Origin of the sequence: Paenarthrobacter aromaticivorans, assembly GCF_019038615.1 — a bacterium.
Taxonomy (GTDB): domain Bacteria; phylum Actinomycetota; class Actinomycetes; order Actinomycetales; family Micrococcaceae; genus Arthrobacter; species Arthrobacter aromaticivorans.
On the sequence record NZ_JAHOPC010000015.1, the window covers coordinates 1 to 24,305 of the forward strand.

21 protein-coding genes are annotated in these 24,305 nt (G+C 61.0%); 11 read left to right on the forward strand and 10 right to left on the reverse strand.

The genetic code is table 11. From position 1 onward, the window contains the following. The first annotated feature begins 256 nt into the window (after window positions 1-256). Window positions 257-610 carry a helix-turn-helix domain-containing protein gene (locus KSW38_RS19510; protein WP_216926609.1) on the forward strand — a complete coding sequence of 118 codons (354 nt, stop codon included), beginning with the start codon at window positions 257-259 and terminating at the stop codon, window positions 608-610. A 52-nt stretch (window positions 611-662) separates the two neighbouring features. Here KSW38_RS19510 and KSW38_RS19515 read toward each other — a convergent pair whose 3' ends face one another. After that, entirely contained in the window at window positions 663-872 is a 210-nt protein-coding gene (locus tag KSW38_RS19515; RefSeq protein WP_216926610.1) for a hypothetical protein, read from the reverse strand. Window positions 873-1,012: 140 nt separating this feature from the next. Between KSW38_RS19515 and KSW38_RS19520 the strand changes: the two genes are divergently transcribed. Continuing rightward, window positions 1,013-1,741, forward strand: coding sequence for a hypothetical protein (locus KSW38_RS19520; RefSeq protein ID WP_216926611.1), 729 nt, complete (start codon window positions 1,013-1,015; stop codon window positions 1,739-1,741). A 523-nt stretch (window positions 1,742-2,264) separates the two neighbouring features. Here KSW38_RS19520 and KSW38_RS19525 read toward each other — a convergent pair. The 3 genes from KSW38_RS19525 to KSW38_RS19535 are packed head-to-tail and all read right to left on the reverse strand — an operon-like array spanning window position 2,265 to window position 4,489. Continuing rightward, window positions 2,265-2,705 carry an HtaA domain-containing protein gene (locus tag KSW38_RS19525; protein ID WP_216926612.1) on the reverse strand — a complete coding sequence of 147 codons (441 nt, stop codon included), beginning with the start codon at window positions 2,703-2,705 and terminating at the stop codon, window positions 2,265-2,267. Beyond that, window positions 2,702-3,634: an isocitrate lyase/PEP mutase family protein gene (locus KSW38_RS19530; RefSeq protein ID WP_216926613.1), complete on the reverse strand. Its 933-nt coding sequence runs from the start codon at window positions 3,632-3,634 to the stop codon at window positions 2,702-2,704. The genes KSW38_RS19525 and KSW38_RS19530 overlap by 4 nt, the downstream gene beginning before the upstream one ends. A gap of 3 nt (window positions 3,635-3,637) precedes the next feature. Further along, the gene (locus tag KSW38_RS19535; protein WP_216926614.1) at window positions 3,638-4,489 is read right to left on the reverse strand and encodes an SDR family NAD(P)-dependent oxidoreductase; all 852 of its coding nucleotides are present in this window, start codon (window positions 4,487-4,489) and stop codon (window positions 3,638-3,640) included. Window positions 4,490-4,734: 245 nt separating this feature from the next. On the opposite strand from KSW38_RS19535, the gene KSW38_RS23760 reads away from it, so the two are divergent. The 5 genes from KSW38_RS23760 (at window position 4,735) to KSW38_RS19560 (ending at window position 10,300) form a co-directional block, all read left to right on the forward strand. Next, window positions 4,735-6,006, forward strand: a complete 1,272-nt coding sequence (locus KSW38_RS23760) for a cytochrome P450 (RefSeq protein WP_216926615.1) — start codon at window positions 4,735-4,737, stop codon at window positions 6,004-6,006. Then, window positions 5,999-6,310 carry a 2Fe-2S iron-sulfur cluster-binding protein gene (locus tag KSW38_RS19545; RefSeq protein WP_216926616.1) on the forward strand — a complete coding sequence of 104 codons (312 nt, stop codon included), beginning with the start codon at window positions 5,999-6,001 and terminating at the stop codon, window positions 6,308-6,310. Before KSW38_RS23760 ends, KSW38_RS19545 begins: the two co-directional genes overlap by 8 nt. Window positions 6,311-6,320: 10 nt before the next feature. After that, window positions 6,321-7,508: an NAD(P)/FAD-dependent oxidoreductase gene (locus tag KSW38_RS19550; protein WP_216926617.1), complete on the forward strand. Its 1,188-nt coding sequence runs from the start codon at window positions 6,321-6,323 to the stop codon at window positions 7,506-7,508. 112 nt (window positions 7,509-7,620) lie between these two features. Continuing rightward, entirely contained in the window at window positions 7,621-8,928 is a 1,308-nt protein-coding gene (locus KSW38_RS19555) for an MFS transporter (RefSeq protein ID WP_216926618.1), read from the forward strand. Between the two features lie 10 nt (window positions 8,929-8,938). After that, window positions 8,939-10,300 (forward strand): MFS transporter, encoded by a 1,362-nt coding sequence (locus tag KSW38_RS19560; RefSeq protein WP_216926619.1) that lies wholly within the window; start codon window positions 8,939-8,941, stop codon window positions 10,298-10,300. Between the two features lie 575 nt (window positions 10,301-10,875). Here KSW38_RS19560 and KSW38_RS19565 read toward each other — a convergent pair. Beyond that, on the reverse strand, window positions 10,876-11,019 hold the full coding sequence (locus KSW38_RS19565; RefSeq protein WP_216926620.1) for a hypothetical protein: 144 nt from the start codon (window positions 11,017-11,019) through the stop codon (window positions 10,876-10,878). A gap of 190 nt (window positions 11,020-11,209) precedes the next feature. On the opposite strand from KSW38_RS19565, the gene KSW38_RS19570 reads away from it, so the two are divergent. The 3 genes from KSW38_RS19570 to KSW38_RS19580 all read left to right on the forward strand — a co-directional run bounded on the left by KSW38_RS19570 (window position 11,210) and on the right by KSW38_RS19580 (window position 13,740). Continuing rightward, the gene (locus KSW38_RS19570) at window positions 11,210-11,575 is read left to right on the forward strand and encodes a hypothetical protein (RefSeq protein WP_216926621.1); all 366 of its coding nucleotides are present in this window, start codon (window positions 11,210-11,212) and stop codon (window positions 11,573-11,575) included. Between the two features lie 427 nt (window positions 11,576-12,002). Then, window positions 12,003-12,899, forward strand: a complete 897-nt coding sequence (locus tag KSW38_RS19575; RefSeq protein ID WP_216926622.1) for a LysR family transcriptional regulator — start codon at window positions 12,003-12,005, stop codon at window positions 12,897-12,899. 616 nt (window positions 12,900-13,515) lie between these two features. Beyond that, window positions 13,516-13,740: a hypothetical protein gene (locus KSW38_RS19580; RefSeq protein ID WP_216926623.1), complete on the forward strand. Its 225-nt coding sequence runs from the start codon at window positions 13,516-13,518 to the stop codon at window positions 13,738-13,740. A 452-nt stretch (window positions 13,741-14,192) separates the two neighbouring features. Here KSW38_RS19580 and KSW38_RS19585 read toward each other — a convergent pair whose 3' ends face one another. From KSW38_RS19585 to KSW38_RS19595, 3 genes are all read right to left on the reverse strand, one after another. Then, a complete protein-coding gene (locus KSW38_RS19585) occupies window positions 14,193-15,719 on the reverse strand; it encodes a sugar ABC transporter ATP-binding protein (protein WP_216926624.1) in 1,527 nt (508 codons plus the stop codon). Beyond that, a complete protein-coding gene (locus tag KSW38_RS19590; protein WP_216926625.1) occupies window positions 15,716-16,675 on the reverse strand; it encodes an ABC transporter permease in 960 nt (319 codons plus the stop codon). The genes KSW38_RS19585 and KSW38_RS19590 overlap by 4 nt, the downstream gene beginning before the upstream one ends. A gap of 98 nt (window positions 16,676-16,773) precedes the next feature. Next, entirely contained in the window at window positions 16,774-17,898 is a 1,125-nt protein-coding gene (locus tag KSW38_RS19595; RefSeq protein ID WP_216926626.1) for a sugar ABC transporter substrate-binding protein, read from the reverse strand. 484 nt (window positions 17,899-18,382) lie between these two features. On the opposite strand from KSW38_RS19595, the gene KSW38_RS19600 reads away from it, so the two are divergent. Continuing rightward, a complete protein-coding gene (locus KSW38_RS19600; RefSeq protein ID WP_216926627.1) occupies window positions 18,383-20,587 on the forward strand; it encodes an amylo-alpha-1,6-glucosidase in 2,205 nt (734 codons plus the stop codon). A 562-nt stretch (window positions 20,588-21,149) separates the two neighbouring features. Here the strand turns inward: KSW38_RS19600 and pntB are convergent. Beyond that, window positions 21,150-22,628 carry a Re/Si-specific NAD(P)(+) transhydrogenase subunit beta gene (gene pntB / locus KSW38_RS19605; protein WP_254186724.1) on the reverse strand — a complete coding sequence of 493 codons (1,479 nt, stop codon included), beginning with the start codon at window positions 22,626-22,628 and terminating at the stop codon, window positions 21,150-21,152. Further along, on the reverse strand, window positions 22,625-24,184 hold the full coding sequence (locus KSW38_RS19610) for a Re/Si-specific NAD(P)(+) transhydrogenase subunit alpha (protein ID WP_216926628.1): 1,560 nt from the start codon (window positions 24,182-24,184) through the stop codon (window positions 22,625-22,627). Before KSW38_RS19610 ends, pntB begins: the two co-directional genes overlap by 4 nt. Window positions 24,185-24,305: the final 121 nt, after the last annotated feature.

Here is a 24,305-nt window from a genome sequence, read left to right on the forward strand (position 1 = left end):
ATAACGGATCCACGAGAAGGAAAGGACAGCCAATGCCACCGTCATGCACGTCCCGGACACACCCACCAACACAAAACCGCAGGCCAGAGGCACACCAGCCCGACGGGCTCAAGATAATCCAGCAGCAGGTCGGCCACAGCTACTCATCGACCACAGCCCTCTATACTTCCGTGTCGGCGGACTTCAAACAGAAGACTGTCCAGAAGATGATCGCTCAGCGGCTACGCGGCAGCGGTACTGACGAAGGGAACGGCCCATGGCTGAACAGCGACGGATCGGCTACCGATGGAACCTTCGGCAGATGATGGCCCAACGGAACCTCTGGAAGACCACCGAACTTCTCCCCCTCCTCAAAGCCCGCGGCATTAACCTCTCCAATGCCCAGGTTCACCGGCTTGTCACGGGAACACCGGAACGCATTCCCGCCCAGACGTTCGCGGCGCTCTGCGACATTCTCGAATGCACGCCCAATGACCTGTTTGAACCCTTCGTCCAGATGAGGGCGGCCAAGACCGCCAACGCCCCCAAGCGGCCAGAGGACCTGGGAATCCAGCCCGATTCCCCGGTCGCACGGCGGATCAGGGTCTTGCCACCGGATGAAGATGCCTAGACCCCGGAAACCCGGCGACCCCACGAAGTGGCCCGAACCCTGCGGGCGCTGCTCAGAACACCACCAGATCGTCGTTCGCTGGCCCGACAACGGAATCTGCGGCTACTGCTACCAGCAAGCCAAACGAACCCGGGGCACCTGCGCCTGCGGCCACGAAGGCATCCTTCCAGGTCGGGTAAACGCGCTCCCGGCCTGCCGTAAATGCTCCGGCGTCGAACTCAATATCGACTGCATCGGCTGCGGCAACGAAGACGAAATCCACTCAGGAAACCGCTGCTGGGCATGCGTCCTCTCAGCAACAGTCGACCGGCTCCTCACACCGGAAGAGCAGACCCCCTCCCCCGAACTCCAGGCCATCGCAACAGCACTGAAATCCATGAAACGAGCCAACAGCGGGCTCACGTGGATCCAACAGCCCCACGTCACCGACTTCCTCCGGGAACTGGCGGCAGCAGCTGGGCCGGGCAAGCGATCGACCGGATCACCACCCAGAACCATCGCGACATCATCCGCCGCTACATCCGCTGGCACCACCAACGCCGCATGAACCAAATGGACGAAGTCACCCAAGGCACCTTCCTCAGAGCCAAACAATCGCTCACCGTCGCCATCGAACTGCTCAACTGGCTCAACGAACACGACACCGAACTCACAGCCATCACGCAGGCGCACCTGGACCGCTGGCAGGCACAGGGCCCCACGACGAGAGGCATCGCATCACGCTTCCTCGACTGGGCAGCCAAAACCAACCTCATTGACCGCTCCTTGAAGCTGCAACCCCACCGTCGCGGCACCAGCCCCCGACTCGACGCAGCCAAGCAACAAGAAATCGTCCAAAGCCTCACCCGCGCGACCGAGATGAGCCCGCGGGACCGTGCGGCCGCGATCCTCGTCCTGGTCTTTGGCCAGCAGGTCTCCGACGTCGTCAAACTCGCCTGGGACCACGTCACGGTCACCGACGAGGACGTAATCATCACCCTCGGAACCGTCGAGATTGCCCTCACACACCCGCTCGATGAGCCTTGGCGTCAGTTGGCTGCCGCCCCGACACATGATCACAGATCCGTGCACCTTCATACATGCGAAGCTCATCGCCCGGTCTTACGTCCCGCCAAGCTGGCGTGCCTCTAAAGAAGAAGGGCGCGATTACGGCGCGAACTGTTTCACCCGGCTGAATGTTCTGCCTTGAGAAACCCAATATCGGCGCACCGGCTTGCTCGCCGTCGGCCCAGCCAGGCAGGCCCCAATTTGGTCGGTAGCTGAATCTAGTCTTCACGGCAGAACCACCAAGCAAAGGTGTGTCCTGGCCGCCTTCCACAGTCGGCACGACTTCGAGCTTGGTCCCTATGGCCACAGTGGGGACGAATTCCATAACCGAAGTGTAAATGCGATGGCACCAGCAGACGCCCGAAATGCCAAGGCCCTAACTCGTCCCACTTCAACACGTCTCGCTACCAGTCGAAAATCACTGGGTGAGGCCCAGCTCCTGCCTGCAGCAGGAACGCCTGACCTTCCGGCGTGAGGGCGGCTCCTCGCGATTCCGGACGAACAATTGCACCACGCCCGTTCAAGCCGCAGCACCACCACCATACGCGCTCTCGCGAGATCTAATGCCGCATGTGAGACAGTTTCCTGAGATCCGATCATCTTGCCTTCACCCGGACTGGCGGCGACATATCCGCACCTGGCCGAAAGGCCGCCCGGGTAGGTAGACGCCGCCAAACCACTGGACTGCCTCACCGCGGAGGGTCGATTCGAAAAGGGTTCCCCTTTCCGAATCCGTGGTCCTGAGGTTCAACATTGCCGCTCGTCCCGATGGCCCTGTGACCGTTAGGATTGAGCCGTTTTTGTCGGACTCAATGGCGGGATCCTGGAGCAGGACTTCGAGGAGCCCTCCATGGCCAAAAAAGCGGATGGCGCCTGCGAATTGAATCCGGCCCGGCTGGGTCCCCACCTCCGGAAAGAGGAAGTCGTGGTCCCGTTGCTCCGCTGGCTCCCGAGCCTCGATCATTCCGTCAGGAAGACTCCCGACGTATGCGAGGAAGTGGGGATCAATCCCCCAGTGGAGCCGGGCGACGTCCTGAGGAGTCATCATGCACGCTGCCTCGTATAGCGTTCTTCAAGGTCCAGGTAGTATCCGACCCTCACAGTGTCGAGGATAGGCCGGCCAGCCTTAAGGCGGTTGGGCTTGTCCGCAAAGTAGCCGGCGGAGCTATACGAGGAGCGGTATTGCTCAAGGACGGCACGCACCGCTTCAACAGCAGCCTCCAAGGTTAGCGCGGACGGGGAAGCAATCTTGACGCCAACCTCGCCCAGATCAGCGGAGGAATAGCCTTCGGGCGCGTCTCCTACATACATGACGGGACCATCGATCGCTGCTGCGGCTTCCTGAATGACTCCCATCTGTCGGTCCGGGGTGAGATCCGAGAACGAGGAATCGTTGTACTGAACCATCATGGGCATGACCAGATCCGCGCCTGCCTTCATATACGCATTGGCTCGTTCGATCTGATCTTCGAATGACACGCTGTCGCCGTCGGTACGAGCGATGATCACGAAGTCGGGGTCACGGCGGGCCTCTACCGCCACGGCGATGCGGTCCGAGGCCTCTTCGATGGACACTAACACGCGTCCTGGAAGGACGGGACAACGTTTGGGCAGCGCTTGATCCTCAATGTGCACCCCCGCCAGGCCGGCATTCTCCGCCGCTCGGATGGTCCGGTGGATGTTTTGGATGCCGCCGAAGCCAGTGTCCACATCGCTGATGACAGGTATGTCCACGGCCTCGGTGATCCGGCCGGCCTGCTGAGTAAGTTCGGTCATCGTCATTAGGCCGATGTCGGGTCCTCCCAGATGGGTCGCCTCCACGGCGAAACCGCTGATGGCCGCGCAGTCGAATCCGGCGAGTTCGATGAGGCGTGCCGAGAGGGCGTCGTAGCATCCGGGCATGTGAAGGACGCCGGGCCGGGACAGAAGGGTACGCAGGGCAGTGGTAGAACGGACAGTGTTCTTTGAGAATGTCATCTGCTATTCCTTGTTCTCAGGGAAGTACCCGGCGACTACCAAGCGGGTCCGCTCGTCCATGAAGGCCGGTTCAATTGGGTGGGTCGTGCAGTATGGCGCGTCCAGATCCATCGATCGCAGCACCATAGGGCCGACCGCCTCGGGCGCCAGGGGAGAGTGGAATGACTCCGGAGCCTTCTTGTCCAGGTGCGGGTATGCGACGACCGGACGCTTGTCCGAGCGGTTCGTCTCGTTCCTGCTCTGTTCGCTGGTCTGCGCTATCGAAGTAGTGATGTATCCGGGGTAGAGGATCGTCACACCGATATCGTCGCCGTGATCACTGAACTCCTCCCTCAGCGTGTCCGAGAACGCGTCCACGGCAGCCTTCGATGCCCCGTACATGGCATGGCCGGTGTTCCGTGAGAGCGTGGCGACAGATGACGTGTTCACTATGTGGCGGCGCCCGGACTGTTCCCTCATACGGGGTACGAAGGCGAGTACGCAGTTGACGACACCCAGGTAATTGACATTAAGCATCCACTGATAATCGTCCTGGGACGCTTCCCAGATGGACCGATAAGGGCGCATCGTAACCCCGGCGTTGTTGACCAGGATGTCAACGGTGCCGAACCGCGAAAATACACGATCGGCCATATCCTCAACCGCGTCAACATTGCTCACGTCAAGGGCATGCGCCAGAGTGCTGACACCGAGTTGTTCGAGCTCTCTTGCGGTTTCAATTGCCGATTCCTCATGAAGGTCCGCGATAATCACATTTGTCCCGCGCTTTGCCAACTCATGCGCGATTGACCTTCCGATGCCTCGCGCGCCACCTGTAACGACAGCCGTCGCACCTCGATACTGCAAATCTGCCATGGGGAACACCTCTCCTTTGAGTCACTTAACATGGCAAGCTCATCAAGGGACGCCCAATGTGTCCAATGCATTTTTCAGTGCTTTCCATGAGCCGAAAGCATATAGGTCGGCATGTCTTCAAGGCATGGAAATCTTCGAATTATGCATTGGACGGCACGAGTTGGGTGGTGTCAGTCTTGGAGCAACCAAGACCCGCATCCCCCGGATGCTGCCAAACCCAACGACGAGATTGGACCGGTATTGCAGTGGACACAGCAACTATCGACAAAAACCTCACTTCGGCAGAGTTCTTCGCTGACCCCAGCTTTCATGCGACATTTGCCTATCTTCGCGAGCACGACCCCGTGCATTGGACAGACGGAGACTACGAACGGGGATTCTGGACCGTAACACGCCATCAGGACTGCCTGGCGGTTTTGTCAGACGCCGAGACGTTCAGCTCCCAGCGCGGCACACATCTTCCTGTTCAGGGCGTTGACCTGTCCGAGGAGGAAAAACAGGCATTGGGCTTTGACGTCCTGCTTCCCTTCAACGATGCGCCCCGCCACCCCACACTTCGCCGGCCGGTGAACCGCCACTTCACAGTGCCGGCAGTGGGTAAGATGCGCGCCGAAATCGAGAAAATCGTGGATGACGTCCTGGATTCGGTTGCCCAACGGGGCGAATGCGACGTAATGTCCGACATCGTGGCCGAACTGCCCGCCCGCTTGTTCCTCGGGATGTTCAATGTACCGAAGGAAGACTGGGCACGAGTACGTCGATGGACGATGTCGATGATGCACCCCAACGACCCGACCTACCAGCTCCCGGGCATGACTCCCGAGGAGACCTGGCGCACCTGCATGCTGGACCTGGTGGCCTTCCTTACTGAACTAGGGAAAGTCCGTCGCGAGAACCCGATGGACGATGACTTCGCCACAGTCATCGCCCACCTCGAAGTCAACGGAGAGCTGCTGGACCCCCGTCTGGTCGGCTGGTACTACTTCCAGATCATCGGCGGAGGGTTGGAGACGACCAGGAACGCCGGCGTGATCGGTTTGCGGGAGTTGATGCTGCACCCTGACCAGGCCCAGTACCTCCGCGAGCACCCGAAAGCTATTGCGAACGCGGTAGAGGAAATTGTGCGATGGGTCACCCCGTCAAAGAACCGGCTCCGGGTCGCCACCCGCGACGTCGAGCTGAATGGCAAGCAGATCAAGAAGGGCGACTGGGTAGTTGCCTGGATCGTCTCAGGCAACCGCGACGATGAGGTGTTCGGAAACGGCTCCGAGTTCGACGTTCGACGCCAGTCCATCCCACACCTGGGCTTCGGCGAAGGGGTGCACCTGTGCCTCGGGCGCAACGTCGCACGGCTGGAACTTGCGATCCTCATCGAGAAGTTCATCACCCGATTCCCGGACTACGAACCCAACGGCGAAGTCAGCTGGGTCGCCGATAACAACACAACCGCCCTGAAGGGCCTCCCAATCCGGTTCACACCGGAAAAACCACGAGAGAATGCGCTGACCAATGCCTGAGATCGAATTCGCCTACCCCGACGGAAGCACTGAGCTGGTAACTGCCAACATCGGCCAGAACGTCATGAAGGTCGCAGTCAACAACAACGTCCGGGGGATCGTTGGAGAGTGCGGCGGAGAAATGTCGTGCGCAACCTGCCACGTCGTGGTTATGCAGGGCCACCAGAGCAGGTTTGAGGAAGCATCCGAGGATGAACTGGACGTCCTTTCGAGCCTTGACACGCTAGAGCCCCACAGCCGGTTGGGATGCCAGTTGCGCGTCCCCGCCGAGGACACCATCCGCTTCACCGTCCCGGACGCCTAGGAGATAGATCATGAAGTACTTCGACGTGCTGATCGTTGGCGGAGGTCATGCCAGTGCGGAAATGGCGGCTAACATCCGCCGCCTCGGCAGCAGTGTCTCTATAGGCATCGTCAGTGATGAGCCTTCCCTTCCTTACGAACGGCCACCTCTGTCAAAAGCATTCCTGTCAGGAACGGTTCAGAGCGACCAAATCCTGCTGCGGGAGGAGCTGTACTGGGAACGCAACAACGTCTCAGTGATAACCGCCGAGCGTGTTTCCGCTGTTGATACCGAGTCCAAAGTCGTTCAGTGTCTAACAGGCCTGCGACTTGGCTATGGATCATTGGTCTGGGCGGCCGGTGGACGTGCGAGGGTCCTGCCGGTTCCAGGTTCAGAGGCTGAAGGCGTTCACTACGTTCGCACCCTGGAAGGCGTCAACAACCTCCGTGACGCCCTGCAAACGGTGAACGACGTTGTCATCATCGGCGCTGGCTACATTGGCATGGAGACCGGTGCCGTCCTCAAGTCAGCACTCAAGGTGCCGAACGTAACCATCGTGGAGTCATTCAGCCGGGTCCTGGCACGGGTCACATCGGAGCCTGTCTCCTCGTATTTGCAGGACCTCCACACGCGCAACGGGGTGCGACTGCTTTTGGACGCAGGCGTTGAGTGCCTTACCGAACAGGACGGGAAAGTAAGTGGAGTCAGGCTCAGCAGCGGGGTCACCCTCCCGGCCGACGTCGTCATCGTCGGGATTGGAATCACTCCCAATGTGGAGGAGCTCGCGGCGGGGGGCGCCGAATGCTCAAATGGCGTCGACACTGATTTTGAAGGTAGGACCAACCTTCCAGACGTGTGGGCACTCGGCGACTGCGCCAACACGATCGTGAACGGCTCACGTCTCCGACTGGAATCGGCACCAAACGTCACCAGCCGGGCAAAGATCGTTGCCGCAGCGCTCCTGGGCGCACCCCTGCCGGCTGCGGAGCCCGCGTGGTTCTGGTCTGACCAATTCGACGTACGGATCAAGACCGTGGGCGTATTCACCGGCTACGACAAACTTGATCTCGTAGGCGACCCCGCAACCGGAAGTTTCTCGGTTCATTACTACTTACAGGACGCGCTTATCGCGGTGGACACTGTTAATGACTCCAAGGGTTTTGCCGCAGCAAGGAAGCTTCTGAGGCCCTCCACAGCTCAAAAGACACTAACCGCATAACGCTCCGCGTAGCGCATTCTGCGATGTCTCTTGCCTGCTCCAAAACACATCACACCAGCCGAACAACGATTGCCACCCCACCCCCTATTTCAATGACGAAAACGAGGAACCCATGCAGACAATGCCGACGGCCGTGACGAAACCAGCGCGAGCCAGGTCTGAATTAACTCAGGGATGGCGGCCACTTCTCGGAGCGGTCGCCCTGTACGGGGGAAGCCCCATCATCCTTCTCCAAACAGGTGGCCTCTTTATCCAGCCCATCAGGGAGGCGACAGGGCTTCCCGTTTCGGTGATTGCAATCGCCCCGATCGTCACGCTGATGCTGGCCCTTGCGCAACCTGCCGTTGGGGCTTTGATGGAACGTACCGGCACCAGGCCCCTGGCAATCGGCGCATTGTGCACGATGGTCGCCGGCCTGATCGCCCTGGCGGCGCTCCCGGCCAGTGAGGCGACCTTCCTCACCGTCGCAATCCTGATCGGACTGGGAGGTTCGCTCGGTTTCACCGCTACCACGGCAAAGTACTTGTCGCAGTGGTTCCGGAAAAACTTTGGTTTGGCCTTCGGTATCGTTGGAGGCGCCGCTTCACTCATCCCGCTGCTGGCCATCCCCCTGATCACCCCGGCCATCTACTCTTCCGGGTGGCGGGCAGGCTACTGGGTGCTGACAGGTTTCGTAGCCCTGATCAGCCTGCCCATCGTCCTCTGGGGCTTCCGCGAACCTAAGACCGCCCTCTTCGATGACTCCGTGGCCGGCGAAAATCAAAAAGGCTCATCCCCCACCGAGCAATCTGCCAGTTACCGCTACGTCCTCACGGATGCACGTTTCTGGGTGCTCATGCTCTCGATCGCTCTCGTAACGCTGGCACTGGGAGGGTTCATCGCCCACCTCCAGCCCATGCTGCTCATGAGCGGCATCCCAGTCGGAACTGCAACCACCATGACCATGGCGATCCTCATGGGAGTACTAACCGGACGGATCCTAGGAGGCTTCCTGCTCGACCGTATCTGGCCCTACTTGGTGCCAATCATCGTTCTCACAGCTGCAGCCATTGCCGCTTTCACACTCACCACGTCCGCAAGCACCCTGGCGGTCCCCCTACTGCTGGTCACAGTCTTCACCATTGGCATGGCCCAAGGAGCGGAAGCAGACTTCCCAGCCTTCTTCCTGCTGCGCGAATTCGGCCCCAAACGGTTTGCGGTCATCTCTGGCTACGCATTCCTTATCGCCGGAGTGTGCGCGTCCCTGGGCGGAATCACTTTCTCAGCCCTGCGTGATCTGACGGGCAACTACACAATCGCCGGATACCTGGGCGCGGCATTCTACGGAGGCGGAATGGTTCTGATGGTGGTCGTCGGCGCTCTCAGCCGACGCGCGGCGCGGCAGGGCAAACCGGTCTACATCGGGCACAAAGCAAAGTAGAGACTATTAAGTGCAAAATCTAAATGAGCGCGGTGGCCGCAACGCGGTCGCCGCGCTCGTCTTTGTCTGCGTGAACGCCAGTCTGATACAGACCGTTGTGCTCCCTATCCAAAGCGACCTCCCGCAGCTCATCGGTGCCCCCATGGCCCAGACCTCTTGGGTAGTAACTGCTGCCATCGCCGCTGGCTGCGCGTCAGCACCCATATCAGGGCGCCTCGGTGACATCCACGGCAAGAGGCGCGTCTCTCTACTTCTCCTCCTAATCCTGGCCGCAGGATCTGTGATGGCAGCTCTGGCCCCATCTATTGGCTTGCTGATCGCGGCACGCGCATTGCAAGGACTGGCGATCGGATTGGTTCCACTGAGCGTTTCCATCATCAAGTCCGTAGCGCAGCCTGAACGACTTCCAGGCAGCCTCGGATTGGTCTCCGGGGCAATGGGAGTCGGCTCGGCGCTCGGATTCCCCGTTGGCGCCGCGCTCAACGTTCTCTGGGGCTGGCAATCCATGTTTTGGTTCAGCACGCTGGCTGCCCTCATAGCCATAACCTGGACCGCGGTGGCAGTCCCTTCGGACGGACGACCGGCAGCCGCATCATTCGACTGGATCGGGGCGATTGGCACCTTTGCCGGTTCCACCGGGCTGATCATCGGAATCGGGGGACCCTTCGACGGGCAGAGCCAACTTGTCCAGGGAATAACCGCCACTGCCGGAGCGGTCCTGCTCGCCGCCGCAATAGTCCACATGGCCCGGTCACGGACACCCCTCATAGATGTCCGCGCCTCAATTCGTCGTGAGCTCATGCTGGCCAACGCAATGTCCTACCTGCTCAACTTCGGGATCATGTCCACACTTGTAGTGTTCCCGCACCTCCTCAACGCGGCGGCGATCTCGCCCCTTGCCGTAGGACTCGTCATGATGTCCTGCGGCCTGAGCCAAGCGATCGGAGCTCCTCCCCTGGCGCAAGCCACGCGAAACCAGCCCATCCAGGCAGTCGCAGCGCTGGGTTGTGGAGGCTCTGCAGTCGGAATCGGCCTCGCCATTCTCTTCGGCTCCTCCTCCTGGGCGATCCTGTGGGCCAATGTCGTGCTCGGACTGGGATTCGGACTGGCATTCGCAGCGCTCCCGAGAATCGTGATGGCATCGACACACGTCAACCAACTCGCGGCAGCAAACGGACTCAACGCCCAGATCCGGATGTTCGGAACCGCCAGTGCTGCAGCAATTGTCGGGGCTCTAATGTCACAACATTCCCCCGCGACCGTAAGCAACCTAACCACGCCGCTCTTATTGGCGCTCAGCGCGGCCATCGCCGCAACCGGACTTAGCCTACTGCTATTCCGTGGGGCACAACGCCAAAGAAGAACCCCTTGAAAGGGTGAGCCCTTCGCACCGGAACACGACTGGCCGACGTCTTGGTCGCCCACAGGCACCAACCGGTGGCCGGAGCACGGTTGCCGTGGCAATGGATTTTACGGCCAAGACTGAATCGCAACCCTGGCATCGCGAATCAACTTGAGAAAGGCACGGGCGGCGAACCCCAACTGCTTCCCGATTGTCGGTAGAAACCCAGAAAACGCGCGCAAGCGGGGCACCTTCCGATCTCCGGCCCTTGGATGGCCGGCAGGGGTCCGGGCCGGTTGTTACATTCCCTGCTCACCCGGCAGCGGAGGGTCCGGGTGGCGATCAACACGATGATGGGATGTGCTGGGGATCGCAGTGACGATTCAGAGGTCGCAACGGATCGCGGCGTTACTCACTTCTGCCGATCCCATTTCGGGAAGTTGATCTGGGGTAAGGCATCCCGAAAAGCCGGGGAGAGCTCTATGCATGAGACGCATTTCAAAAGCAAAAATATGCATTGGACGTTCGGTTATTCATGTGGTGGACTGGCCGTAGCCCCCGACGTAGTGGACGTCACAGAAAAGAGACCCAAAGGATGAAACGGATCACAGCCGCCAACCAACGCCCCCAGGCGTGGGGAAGCTTACTTCCAGCCGCAGGAAGTTCTGCTGCCAACCCGTGCCCTCCGCTCGAACGCTGGGAAAGTGCCGGGCCGGACCGTCGAACAGCACCCTCTTGCTCCAGTTCATTGGGAGATTCCTATTCCTGCTACGAATCAGTTGGATGTCAGCTCTGGCCCGACTGCGCTGACTGAACGCCTTTAGCCCGCTGCTGCAAGCTTCGAAATCCAAGAAGCCGCTCCGTGGATCGGGTGGATGGCTAAGCCAGCCTGCTAAGCACCAGTCCTGTTCTTACCACCACCTCATCCCAAGGAGCTTGATGATGGACGCCGTTCAACTCGTATCCCCCGACAGGGAGGCCGACCGGCCGATCTCGGCGTTTTCGCCCCGAATTGGCCTCATCGAGGATTGGTCAATTCTCGTAGGCGCCGATGCCGATATACGTCGAAATGGCGTCACTGTAAGGCGAGGCCGGGTCGAGTCGGTCACGGCCGACGGAACGATGCTCTGGATTGAGGGCGACCACACGGAAACCCGCCGCCTGTTCGACAAGGCCGAGAACCGTGAGGCCTGGGTAACAGAAGACCTAACCGCCTTGTTCTATGAAATGAGGTGGCCAAACAATTCCTGGCATACTGCGGTTCGCTCGTATGGCATGCGGCCGGTGCGTTCGCACCCGGAATGACGGACATTATCTGGCGGTCCGGTCCACCAATCGTGCCCACTGGCGGTGATGACCCCGCAGGAACACACACTTGCGGACGCGCCCGCCGAACAGCACCAGCCAGCCGCCCCATCAACGAATGCAGGAGCGCCCCGGCGAATGCAGCCCATTCCCCCACACCGGCGCACAAAGCCCTGCCCTCCCAATTCCTCGACGGTCACACGAAAAGCGAGCCGTCCGTGATCAAGCATCACTCCAACCGGGTCCTGAACACCGCCGTCGATATCGTCCGCGGCTACGCCACGCAGGAACGCCGCAACGGCATCCCGATCGCCCACACGACTATACCTCCTACACCGTCACTCTCAGCCTCGACGTCCCCTACGCACAAACCCACGAACACCGCGCCGCGAACGTGCAGCGTTTCCGCCAGTGATAGGTTCTGCGTGTGATCGATCTCCACAAACTCAGGCACCTGCGCGCCCTCGCTCAGTACGGCTCGTTCGTCAAGGCGGCCGACGCGCTTTACATCTCACAGCCCGCGCTTACCCGAAGCATCCAGAGCCTCGAATCGAAGTATGGGATGCAGCTGTTCGCCCGCCGAAGGGGTGGCGTCGAGCTCACCGTTGAGGGACGCGACGTCCTGCATAGCGCCGAAGCGCTCCTCGTTCACGCGGAAGCTGTAGAGCACGATCTCAGCGCCTTGGCATCCGGTGACCGACGTATCGTGTCATTTGGCATCGGCCCGATGACAGGGTCGATGCTGCTTGAAGGACTCCTTAGCCACATCCTGCTCGAAGACTCGATTGCCCTCAGCGTCAGGATCGGGTCCAACACCGATCTGCGGGCCAAGCTCCTCAACGGCGAGATCGAATTCTTCGTTGGAGGGATGCCGCGCGAGAAGGACTACGCGCGCAGCTACGGCTTGGAGTACGAACGGCTAGCGACCAGCCATGTCGGGGTTTACGTTCGTACCGATCACCCTCTCCTGAAGCAACCTGACGCGAATTCGATCACGGAGTTCCCGGTCATCTCCGGAAGTTTTGCTCGTGCGCTGCTGGAACGCGACGATCTCGCCAGTATCGGCCTACGCCAGCCCGCTCTGGAGCTTGATGACTATGACATGCTGCTTCGCCTGGCGTCGCACTCGGACGCCTTGCTGATCACGTCCCAACGCCTCCTCGAACTACGTGCTGAATACACGTTCCATGTACTGGTTCCTCGCCTCGGCCCTCACCTTGATGTGGGGGTCGTCACGGTCGAAAACCGCCCGACATCTCAAGCCGCCCGACGAGTGATCAACTTGCTCAAGGAGGAATCGGCCCGCAGCATCCTTCCGTCCTGACCTGGCCAGGCAAGATTGCATCGAATCTTTAAAATCGGCCCCCAACGGTCAGTTCTATATGCCCTATTCGGACGTCTGGGCGATGCGAACGCGTCAGGCGGTGGCGTACGCTGCGGCCACAAACCGATGGGCATCACCGTCCACGGCGTGCTACGACGAACGCGACTCGCCGGTGGTGGTCAATTATCGGCGTTCCAAACAAGCGACGGCTTTGGTAAGAAGCTTGGACCGCGTCCTCGGCTCCTTGGCCCAGTGAGCGTGAACAGGCCGAGCACATCGCACGCCTAACCTGGGACGACGTCAGCGTCACCGACGAACTGGTCACCATTCAACTGGGGACTATCCACATCGCGCTGCCAGATCCCCTTGCGCAGCCATGGCGGGAGCTCGCCGCGAACCCGGGCCACGAACTGACCGCCGCGCACCCCAACACCAAATGGGTGTTCCGCGGAGCATCACCCGGACGCCACATCCACCCAGGGCACCTCACAACCCGCCTCAGCACACTCTTCAGCACCCGCGCCGCACGCCTAAGGCATCCAAACCAACGAATTAGAGTCACCTAATCGGGCGGCAGCTATCCTCATCCTCGTCTTCGGACAACAAGCCGAAAAACATGGCACGCTTAATCTGGGACGGCGTCATCGTCAGCGATGACCTAGTCACTATCCAACTAGGGAAAATCCAGATCGCGCTGCCAGACCCCGTAGCCCAGCCATGGCGGGAGCTCGCCGCAAACCCAGGTCACGAACTGACCGCGCACACGCCACGCCAAGTGGGGTATTCCGCGGAGCATCACCCGGACGTCACATCAATCCATGACACCTCACAACCCGCCTGAGCAAGCTCTTCAGCACCCGCGGCCTCTTCAGCACCCGCGACCGCACGGCTGGGAACACTTCCACGAACTCACCGGACTGGCACCCGTGGCCATCATTGCCGAAACCCTCGGCTACTCCCCACAACCATCGAACGCCACGCCACACACTCAGCCGCCCCCTACGGCTCACGTCCGCCAAAGACGACTCCATCGCCAGCGGACACCCGCTGCGACACAGACAAAGAACTTCTCGAACGCATAAAACTGCTCCCCTCAAATCGGAACTGAAAATTTCTCATTCCAACTTCAGGGGAGCAGTTCATAGTTGCCGGGAGCCCTCGCTTCTCAACGGGTTGGTAGGCACAGGCTCCTACGGGTTTTGACTGCTTCGGTCCTCGCCGTGTAGGCGACGGAAGAACGCCGAGGCTTGACTGAAGCGAAAGGGGCGGCAACGCCCGCTGAGCGGCCAATACCTAAAGCGATACCGTCGCGATTGCGGTGTGCTGATGACGTGCTATTTCGGTCTGAGTGATCTTTTCGTCAAGGAGTTCGACGACGATCTTTCCGTCACGAAAGACAAGCACCCGATCGGAAAGCTGACAGAGCTCAGCGTCGTCGGAACTCGCGACGATGACGGCGCACCCGGCTTGCGCCGCCTCCATAGTCAAGGTGTGGATTGCCGATTTCGCGTGAATATCAACACCTTGCGTCGGCTCGTCGAGCAGAAGCACCTGAGGGTTCTTTCGTAGCCATTTGGCAAGCACCACCTTCTGCTGATTTCCACCCGAAAGGGTTGCAAAGACCGCTGTTGTAGACGTAGGGCGAATTCCCAGCCGCTGAATCCAGCCCAGCACTTCCTGCTCCTCGCGTCTGTCACTGAGGAGGCCGAATTTTCCGCTGAACCGACTCACGTCTGTCAATGTCAGATTGTGCTTTACACTCAGCGTCCCGATGCTCGACTGCCGCGCGCGATCCGCTGCGACCAGAGCCATCCCGTTTCGGATCGAGGCCCGGGGATCTCCCGAGTCGATGGGCTGCCCATTGATTCGAATGACACCACTGCGTCGGGATGCTCCAAAGATCAGCTGCAGCAGTTCGTCTCGCCCGGAGCCAGTCAGCCCGGAGATACCCACGATTTCTCCCGCCCTTACTTGCAGATCCGCTTGCTGGATCACTGCGCCGGACAGCCCGCCCACCTCCAGCCGAACAGGCCCTGTGCCGCGTATTTCTTTAGCGGGAAGCTCGGCAAACTCGACATCCCCGAGCATCAGCGAGACGAGTTGAGACTTATCGATATCGGCAGTGGGGATGGTCGCGACCCGCTGGCCATCCCGCAGGACTGTCACTCGGTCCGCGATCGCGAAAACTTCGTCGAGGTGATGCGAGACGAAAACCACCGACATGCCTGAGCGCCGTAACCGGTCCATCATGTCGAACAGCGCCGTCGACTCCCCGACCGGCATTGCTGCCGTCGGCTCGTCCAATACCAAAACCCTCGCGCTCCGCCAGTCGTGAAGTGCTCGAGCGACTGCGACGGCAGTTCGCTGTGCTGCCGACAGTTCGCCGACGGGAATCCGCGCGTCGATTTCGTAGCCCAGCGATCGCAAGCGCTCTTCCGCGTCGCGGCGCGCGGCACGCCATCGGATGCGGCCCAGCACACCCGTCGGGTAGCCGACTCCAAGCCCCAGATTCTCTATTGTGTTTAGTGCGTCGACTAGGCCTAGGTTTTGATGTACGAAGCGGAATCCGGCGTCTGCGAGACCATGGCGTTCGAGACTCACGGGTACGCCGTCGACTTCAACTAAGGCGCCCGGCTCGGGCGTGTGGAATCCCGACAGTATCTTGATCAACGTCGACTTGCCGGAGCCATTGCCGCCGAGCAGGGCGTGGATTTCGCCCCGACGGATGTCCAGCGAAACGTCATCGAGAACCAGGGCGTCGCCGAATGCTTTGCTGAACCCACGTAACACTACAACTCCCTCGCGGACCTCCTGGCTCATCGCAGTGCTGCCTTCGCAGGGCTGCGACGGACGCTAGGCGGATCGGTCTTTCGGGGATGCCGTCCCCTGCGAAGCTGCCTTAAGTGACGACTGGCGAGGGCGACCGCCAGGATTAGTGCCGCACCTTGAAACAGCGGCTGGCTCCAAGCGGATGCGGAGGGGGCGGCCAGGGTGAGTCCTTGAATGCCGAAGGCTAGGGCGAAGTACGCCACCAATGTCCCCCACACGTTTGGTCGTTGCTGGAATTGGGACGCACCAAGGAAAACGGCCGTGACTGCTGGGAAGAGGTACCCCGGCCCAGTGGTGGGAGCAAACACCGCGAACTGCATTGATAGAACGATGCCTCCGAGGCCGGCGATGAAGCCCGACGCGATCAACGAACCCCAGATCATCCGATCTGTTGGGACACCGGCGAGGCGGGCGGCTTCCGCATTCCCACCGGTGGCGAAGAGGTACCGGCCGATGCGTGTGTGCTCGAAGATGAACCACATTAGAAGTGATACCGCCAGCAGGAAAAAGATGATGATTGGAGCGCCCAGAAATCGATCGATGCCCAGCGCAGCCCAGAAATCTGGAAAGTGGCCAATGATCTGTGAGTTCCCCGAGATCAGGATCGAACCCGCGAGAAGAAGCTGACTTACTCCGAGCGTGGCGATGAACGAATCGATGCGCAATCTAACGACGATAAAGCCCGATAACGCTCCCACTGCGGAGGTTGCCAGGAGGGCGATAACCGCAATAAATAGGATCGGAAGATCGGTCGCGATATTGAGGAACACGCAGAGGGAGAGGCTGAGCGCTAATAGTCCCCCAACTGAAAGGTCGAACGCTCCTGCGGTGAGAGGGACCAGGAAGGCCAGCGCGACCAGGCAGGGCACGACACCTTGGTGAAAGACGATGGAGAACGTTGTTGCTGATAAGAAGGTGGACGGTTCGAGAATGCCGAAGGTAACCATGAAGAGCACCCACAGCCCCACAGCGCTGAATCGGCTGAGGCGGAGGCGAGCGACAGCAGCCACTATGCGCCCCTGGACGGTCATCGTGTAGTCCGGCGTCACTGCACGTGCCAGATCTTCTTGAACTGCTCCTCAAACCCCGACGGACCCGGCCAGAGACCGCCCTTAGGGATGAGCGTCTGTGCGGCTTCCGGTGTCTCAACCACCCATGCGGGCATCAGCCGCTCCTCCTCCGACGGCTGGGGAAGCCCTGCCGCGTACCTGGCCATCTGGTTGACGGATGCCCAACCCATGTAGTGGGCTGCTTGTGGGAGCATCATGGAGACCGTTCCATGCACCATCTCTTGCGTTACCGCAGGTGAGGTGGTCCCGTCGACGATCAGCTTTAGCCGATCGGCAAGACCTACTGAAGCAAGTGCGGCACCAACCCCCGTGGCGGCGTCGCCGAAGGAGAACGCTACATACTTCACTTCCGGGTGCGCCTGAACAAACGCAACCACGCTCGCGGGGACCGCGCCACGCCCGATCTCTTCCAGGCTGATCGAATGCAGGTTCAACGAGCACTTGGCGCATTCCGCGAACCGGTTCTTCAGGGCGGCAGCTGAAGCCTGCTGAACCGGTCGGTCACCCAGATAGAAGTACACCGCGTTTGCAGTGCTGCCGGAATCGGCCATCATCCAGTCGGCGAGGTACTCAGCGCTGCGTTCAGTGGTGGGCGCCATATTGACTCCGGCGTATAGACCAGCGCTTTCGTCGGTTTGGATATCCGTGGAGTTTACAAAGACGGGGATTCCCGCTTTGTGGGCATCTTTGAGGCCAGCTTCAAGCGCTTCTCTCGGCTGACCCGAGGTGACGATGAAATCCGGATGTCGGACCACGGCGCTCCTGAGGGACGCGCTCATGTCATTCGTGTCGTACACCATTGTCTCGACGGTCCACCCGAGTGCCTTTGCCGCATCCTCGAACCCCTGGTTGAATCGGGCACAAGTCGGCGCGCTGCAGTACTGCACGATCACCTTCTTTCCCGGTGCGGGGCGCTCCTTCAGCGGCTCCGTCATAGGGATACTCGAGGGCTCAGTGGTCGGTACATCTGCACTCAAAGCCGAGGGGGTAGCGCTGCCGGCTGTGTCGGGCCCCGAGCCACCGCTTTGGGCGCTGCAGGCAGCCAATGTGATAACCAGCGCTATTCCGAGACCGAGGGTAAATTTCGGTTGTTTGCGCATCCGTGCTCCTTCTACATCATTGTGTTGGAACAAACCTGTTCTGCAAAATAGAACATCAGACCCTATTGCAGAACTTTAGCGTAGGATCGGGCTCGAGATATGTCAACGGTCGGGTCCCGGGAGGGCGTTCTCCCAACGAGGCTGGACAAACACGCCCGCCCTGAACGACAGACCGGATGCGGGAACTGCGGCCTGCCGAAGAGGCAGGGCGGAGACAACACGTTCGATGGGCAGGACACTCGCCTGAAGTACGGGGCTAATGCCATCAGGAATCCATTGAGAATCGCCATCGGCAGTCAGACTCATCGAATCGGCTGGCTTTCTCCCGGCCGAGCCCTTGACCTACGTCGCCTGAAGGTACGTCCAGCATTCAGTGCGATTGCTTAAGAGCCGCCCTGCTTCGTCTGGCTGTCTGGTGCCTGCGTGGTGGCTGGCGTAGATTCAATTCACTCGATATGGCGCGGCGGTTGCAAAGGAGCCAGCGGTGGCCGGATGGAATGCAGACAACGTGGCGGGCCCCACCGGGCAGGGGGCCGTAACACTGGTGGAGGGGTCTTCGTTCTGCATTTCTATGCAAAACGGGGACATTTCCCCCCAACACCCTCATGGCGTTTTCTATCAGGACACCCGAGTTCTGTCCCGCTGGTGCCTGACCATCAACGGGCAGCCCCTGGAGCCGCTCGGCGCGTGGACGCCTTCGCCCCACCAAGGGGTGTATGTCGGCAGGGCCGTAGGTGCTGATGGCCGGGCGGACAGCCCGTTGACGGTCGAGCGCAAACGTGAGTTGGGAGCCGGCATTAGTGAGACCATCACGATCCGCAACTTTGCCCAGCAGCCGACCAAGTGCGATATGGTGCTGTCCATCGACGCGGACTTCGCGGATCTATTTGAAGTCAAAGACGGGCGATTCCAACGGCAGTGGGAACAGGAACGGCGTTCTGAAGAAGGCGCAGTACATATTGAGGCCGTCTGGGAAAGCGTGCGGAAGGGCGTTTACGTACGCGCACCTGGCACCGGGGCAATCCCGGAAGGCCTTCGCCTTACTACAATCGTCCCCGCGCATGGCGAGCGGGGCGTCCGGGTAACTGTAGTCCCGGACCCGGACCCGGATGAAGGAGCAGTGGCGGCGACTGTGCGTGTCGATTCCGATACTGTCTCGCCCCAGGAACGGCGACAGCAAGCTTGGGCTACAAATGTACCCGTTCTTCGCGTCGGCAATCCGTCTGTGGAACGGACCTTCCTGCGCAGTTATGACGACATGGGGGCCCTCCGGATCGTTGACTCACGCCACCCAGATCGCATGGTCGTCGCAGCAGGGGCGCCGTGGTTCATGGCACTTTTTGGCCGGGACTCACTACTGGCCTCCTTCATGGTGGTCCCAATAGACCCGTCACTGGCATTGGGGACGTTGCAGACCTTGGCCGATAGACAGGGCTCTACGGTGGATCTGATGACCGAGGAAGAGCCGGGGCGGATCCTGCACGAGGTGCGGCTTGGTGTCGGTACTGGCTTGGCGCTTGGCGGCAAATCTGCGTATTACGGCACAGCGGATGCCACCCCCCTGTTCGTGACCCTACTCGGCGAAGTCAGCCGCTGGGGCGTTGCCGCGGAGGACATCGCCCCGCTCCTCCAAAACGCTGACCGCGCCCTGGAATGGATAAGGGACTACGGCGACCGCGATGGCGACGGGTTCGTCGAGTATGAGCGACTCAACGACCAAGGCCTCATCAACCAGGGCTGGAAGGACTCCTGGGATGGAATCAACTTTGCAGATGGCAGCCTTGCGGAGGCCCCCATCGCATTGTGCGAAGTGCAGGGCTACGTTTACAGCGCATACCTTGCCCGTGCCTCGATGGCCCTTCGTACCGGCGAGCAGGCGTTGGCAGCTGAATTGCATGACCGTGCAGCGATGCTGAAGAAAAAATTCAACGACATGTTCTGGCTGCCGGAGCGTGGCTATTATGCCATCGCACTCGACCGGAATAAGCGGCCGGTCGATGCCTGCGCGTCCAACATGGGGCACTGCTTATGGTCTGGCATTATTGATGTGGACAAGGCCCAACAGGTTGCAGACCGGCTCATGTCGCCGGAGATGTTCAGCGGCTGGGGTGTTCGCACCCTAGCGACGAATATGGGTGCCTACAATCCGGTCAGTTACCATAATGGTTCAGTCTGGCCACACGACAACGCGCTCATAGTTGCCGGCCTGATGCGCTACGGGTTTGTAAAGGAAGCCCAGACAATTTCCTCGGCGCTGATGGAGGCAGCCGAGTACACGGATAACAGGCTTCCCGAATTATTCTGCGGGTTCAGCCGATCCAACTATCCCCAACCGCTTCCATATCCGACTGCCTGCTCACCTCAAGCGTGGGCGTCGGCGACGCCACTCATGCTTCTCCGGAGCCTGTTGTGTTACGAAGCGGACGTCTCTCTCGGTGGACTCTGGATGAACCCTCTTTTACCGACAACGTGGGGCAGCGTGCAGGCCACGAATGTATCTGTGGGCAGGGCGCGGCTATCCGTCGAGGTATCCGGGACCAGAGTTACCGTGGAGGGATTGCCAGAAGGAATCGTGCTGCACAGGGGAACGCGGCCCTCGTTTGGTGACCCACTGGAGCTGGACAGACTGAGCCGGAAGGGTAACCGAAGCGGCGGCTGGCAGCGCCGGGGAAAAAGCACGTCTCATTAGCCGCCTTATTAGCCTCCTCGGGCCGCCAGCAGCCTCTGTCGCATGACGAACGACGGAAGCCGTGAGAAGACGGAAGTCAGTCCGCGGGTGAAACTCCAAGCCTAGGGTGTCCTAATAACGCGGAGACGCTATTGCAGCGGGCCTACTCGAGCCGGCGGCTAAGCCAAAGCCGACGGCGCCCTCCCGGTCTGCGCAATACCTTCGCAAATAGGCTGCCTGAGGCATGCAGCGGCCACGCTCCTGCTCGTGAGCGACTGTCGCGAAACCCTGAGCTGTCATCGTGATCGGGAACCGGTCACTCGTACGGCGCCCGCGGTGAGAACATCTGGATGTCCGGTCCTTGAGCTATTCAGGTCGGCCCTCAGGGCCACCAGCTGGCCGAAGAAGGCTATTGAACTGCTGGCCCTGCTCAGTTTCACCAGGGAGGGGCCCTGCCCATGGCTAAGGCCAGTGCTCGCCTGCAAGTGCATCCGACCAACGTCGCGAACAGTGTTGATCGGGTTGAGCGCGCTGGCCTTGTCGGGCGGCGTACCGCCGACCCGCCGACGGCCGGGAAAGTCCTTTAGAAGGCTCGGAGGATGTCCTCGACGCGTTGTTTGGCATCCCCGAAGAGCATCTGCGAGTTGTCCCGGTAGAAGAGTGGATTCTGGACGCCGGCGTAGCCGGCGGCCATGGATCGTTTGAACACGATGACGTTCTCGGCTTCCCAGACCCGGAGTACGGGCATGCCCGCGATGGGGCTGGACGGGTCTTCGGCGGCGGCGGGGTTGACGGTGTCGTTGGCGCCGATGACGAGGACCACTGAGGTTTCGTCCAGGTCGTCGTTGATTTCGTCCATTTCCAGGACGATGTCGTAGGGGACTTTGGCTTCCGCGAGGAGGACGTTCATGTGTCCTGGGAGTCGTCCGGCGACCGGGTGGATGCCGAAGCGGACGTTCACGCCGCGTTCGCGGAGTTGGTGGGCGAGTTCGGCGACTGGGTATTGGGCTTGGGCGACGGCCATGCCGTAGCCGGGGGTGATGACGACGCTGGTGGCGTTGGTGAGCATTTCTGCGGTGGCCTGGGCGGTGATTTCGCGGTGCTCGCCTTGGTCTGTCTCCCCCTTGCTGGTGGGCGTTGCGATGCCGAAGCCGCCGGCGATCACGGAGATGAAGGACCGGTTCATGGCCTTGCACATGATGTAGGACAGGTAGGCGCCGGAGGATCCGACGAGGGCGCCCGTGATGATGAGCAAGTCGTTGTTCAGCAGGAAGCCGGCGGCGGCTGCGGCCCAGCCGGAGTAGCTGTTGAGCATCGACACCACCACGGGCATGTCACCGCCGCCGATGGAGGCGACCAGGTGCCAGCCCAGCCCCAGAGCCAGGGCCGTGACAACGATGAGTAGCCAGAGCTGGGAGTCGTTGACGTACGAGACGGTCAGGGCGACGAAGGCGGCGAGGGCGCCGAGGTTGATGCCGTTTTTTCCCGGCAGCATCAGCGGCGAGGATTTCATCCTGGCGGAGAGTTTCAGGAACGCCACGATCGAACCGGTGAAGGTGACTGCGCCGATGAAGACGCCGATGAACACCTCTGCGTGGTGGACTGCCGTCAGTTCCGGGGTAAGGGTGGGGGCTTCGAGGTGCCCGTTCCAGCCGACCAGCACTGCGGCGAGGCCCACGAAGCTGTGCAGCAGCGCGATGAGCTCGGGCATCCCGGTCATTTCAACGACCCGGGCGCGCCAGAGCCCGATGGCCCCGCCCACCAGCACCGCGGCCAGCAGCAGTACCAGGCCGGTCAGGGCGTGGCCGGTGCCCCAGGCGCCTTGGACGGTCAGCCAAATGGTCGCGGCGAGGGCGATGATCATGCCGGTGATGCCGTAGATGACCCCTGCCCGGGCTTTCTCATGCCGGCTCAGACCGGCGAGGCTCAGGATGAACAACAGGGCCGCGACAATATACGCAGCTCCGGCGATGGAGTCGGCGGTCAGCGGACCGGAGGCGGTGTCAGACACGGTAAGGCTCCTCGATTCGATTCGGGCTGCTGTTTCGGATACGGTGCTCATGAACGGGCCTTCTCACCGCGGGAGAACATCGCCAGCATGCGTCGGGTGACTGCGAATCCGCCGAAGATGTTGATGCTGGCCAGCAGCACCGCGACCGCGGCCAGGACCTGCATGACAATGTTCTCGGAGGTGACCTGAAGCAGGGCGCCGACGACGATAATCCCGGAGATCGCGTTCGTGACCGACATCAGCGGGGTGTGCAGGGCGTGGTGGACTTTGCCGATGACGTAGAACCCGACGACGACCGAAAGCATCAGCACCGTGAAGTGCTGGGGCAGCGGCGCCGGGGCGACCGCGTTAACCACCAACAATGCCGCGATGCCCGCGGCAAAAAGCCCCGCCTTACCTGCCGGGCTCACCCCGGCCTTCTTCTTCGGCGCGGCACCTTCAGTGGAGGTCCCGACGTCGGTCTTCACTGCCGGGGCGGCGGAGACCTGGACCGGGGGCGGCGGCCAGGTCTTCTCACCCTCGCGCACCACCGTCACCGAGCGCTGCACCACGTCATCAAAGTCGAGGCGCAGGATCCCGTCCTTGTTCGGGGTGAGGAGTTTGAGCAGGTTCAGCAGGTTCGTCCCGTACAGCTGGGACGCCTGGGCTGGCAAACGCGCCGGAAGATCCGTATAGCCCAGGATCACTACGCCGTTGTCAGTGACAATCCGTTCCCCGGCGACCGAGCCTTCGACATTCCCGCCTTGGCCGGCGGCCATGTCGACAATCACGCTTCCGGGTTTCATGCCCGCCACGTCCTCGGCCGTGAGCAGCTTCGGCGCCGGCCGTCCCGGGATCAGGGCTGTGGTGATGATGATGTCCACATCCGCTGCTTGTTCGGTGTAGATCTCAGCAGCCCGTGCGTTGTAAGCCTCGGACGTGGCCTTGGCATACCCGTCAGAGGAGTTCATTACCTCCTGGACCTCGACCTTGAGGTAGGTCCCGCCGATGGACTTCACCTGGTCAGCGACTTCAGGCCGAGGGTCCGTCGCCCGGACAATCGCGCCCAGGCTGGACGCGGCACCGATCGCTGCGAGGCCGGCGACACCGGCGCCGACGACCAGGACCTTCGCTGGCGGGACCTTGCCCGCCGCGGTCACCTGGCCGGTGAAGAACCTGCCAAATTCGTGCGCTGCTTCAATGACGGCCCGGTACCCGGCAATGTTCGCCATGGAGCTCAGCACGTCCATCGACTGTGCGCGGGAGATACGCGGAACGGCATCCAACGCCAACGCGGTGATTTGCCGTTGCGTCAAGGCCTCCACAAGATCAGGCCGAAGTGCAGGACTCAACGTCCCGATCAGGGTTGCGTCGTCGGCCAGACGCCCGATTTCTTCCTCGGTGGGCGGGTTCACCTTAAGCACGACGCCGGCACCCCAAGCCTCTTCCGCACCAACAATCAGTGCGCCAGCATCCGCATACGCTTCGTTTTGGAATGATGCATGTTCCCCGGCGCCCTTCTCGACCACAACCTGGTAGCCCAGCCCCAACAAATGCTTCACGGTGACAGGCGTCGCCGCCACCCTCGTCTCGCGACCCAACTCGGCCACAATGCCAATGCTCTTCAAATCTTCTCCCTTTAGTCCAACTTGCTGATGGGGCACACCCTTGCCCGGTGCAGCACGGTATCGGTTCGTTTATTCTGGGTCACAGTCAGCAACTGCGTGCTGACTCTCCCTCACAGTGTCT

Coding starts and splice junctions, on each gene's coding strand:
- KSW38_RS19525 (WP_216926612.1), bottom strand. CDS start 2,705: ATGATGACTCCTCAGGACGTCGCCCGGCTCCACTGGGGGATTGATCCC.
- KSW38_RS19530 (WP_216926613.1), bottom strand. CDS start 3,634: ATGACATTCTCAAAGAACACTGTCCGTTCTACCACTGCCCTGCGTACC.
- pntB (WP_254186724.1), bottom strand. CDS start 22,628: ATGAGCACCGTATCCGAAACAGCAGCCCGAATCGAATCGAGGAGCCTT.
- KSW38_RS19545 (WP_216926616.1), top strand. CDS start 5,999: ATGCCTGAGATCGAATTCGCCTACCCCGACGGAAGCACTGAGCTGGTA.
- KSW38_RS19590 (WP_216926625.1), bottom strand. CDS start 16,675: ATGGTTACCTTCGGCATTCTCGAACCGTCCACCTTCTTATCAGCAACA.
- KSW38_RS19535 (WP_216926614.1), bottom strand. CDS start 4,489: ATGGCAGATTTGCAGTATCGAGGTGCGACGGCTGTCGTTACAGGTGGC.
- KSW38_RS19565 (WP_216926620.1), bottom strand. CDS start 11,019: ATGAACTGGAGCAAGAGGGTGCTGTTCGACGGTCCGGCCCGGCACTTT.
- KSW38_RS19555 (WP_216926618.1), top strand. CDS start 7,621: ATGCAGACAATGCCGACGGCCGTGACGAAACCAGCGCGAGCCAGGTCT.
- KSW38_RS19570 (WP_216926621.1), top strand. CDS start 11,210: ATGATGGACGCCGTTCAACTCGTATCCCCCGACAGGGAGGCCGACCGG.
- KSW38_RS19510 (WP_216926609.1), top strand. CDS start 257: ATGGCTGAACAGCGACGGATCGGCTACCGATGGAACCTTCGGCAGATG.
- KSW38_RS19580 (WP_216926623.1), top strand. CDS start 13,516: ATGGCACGCTTAATCTGGGACGGCGTCATCGTCAGCGATGACCTAGTC.
- KSW38_RS19595 (WP_216926626.1), bottom strand. CDS start 17,898: ATGCGCAAACAACCGAAATTTACCCTCGGTCTCGGAATAGCGCTGGTT.
- KSW38_RS19550 (WP_216926617.1), top strand. CDS start 6,321: ATGAAGTACTTCGACGTGCTGATCGTTGGCGGAGGTCATGCCAGTGCG.
- KSW38_RS19585 (WP_216926624.1), bottom strand. CDS start 15,719: ATGAGCCAGGAGGTCCGCGAGGGAGTTGTAGTGTTACGTGGGTTCAGC.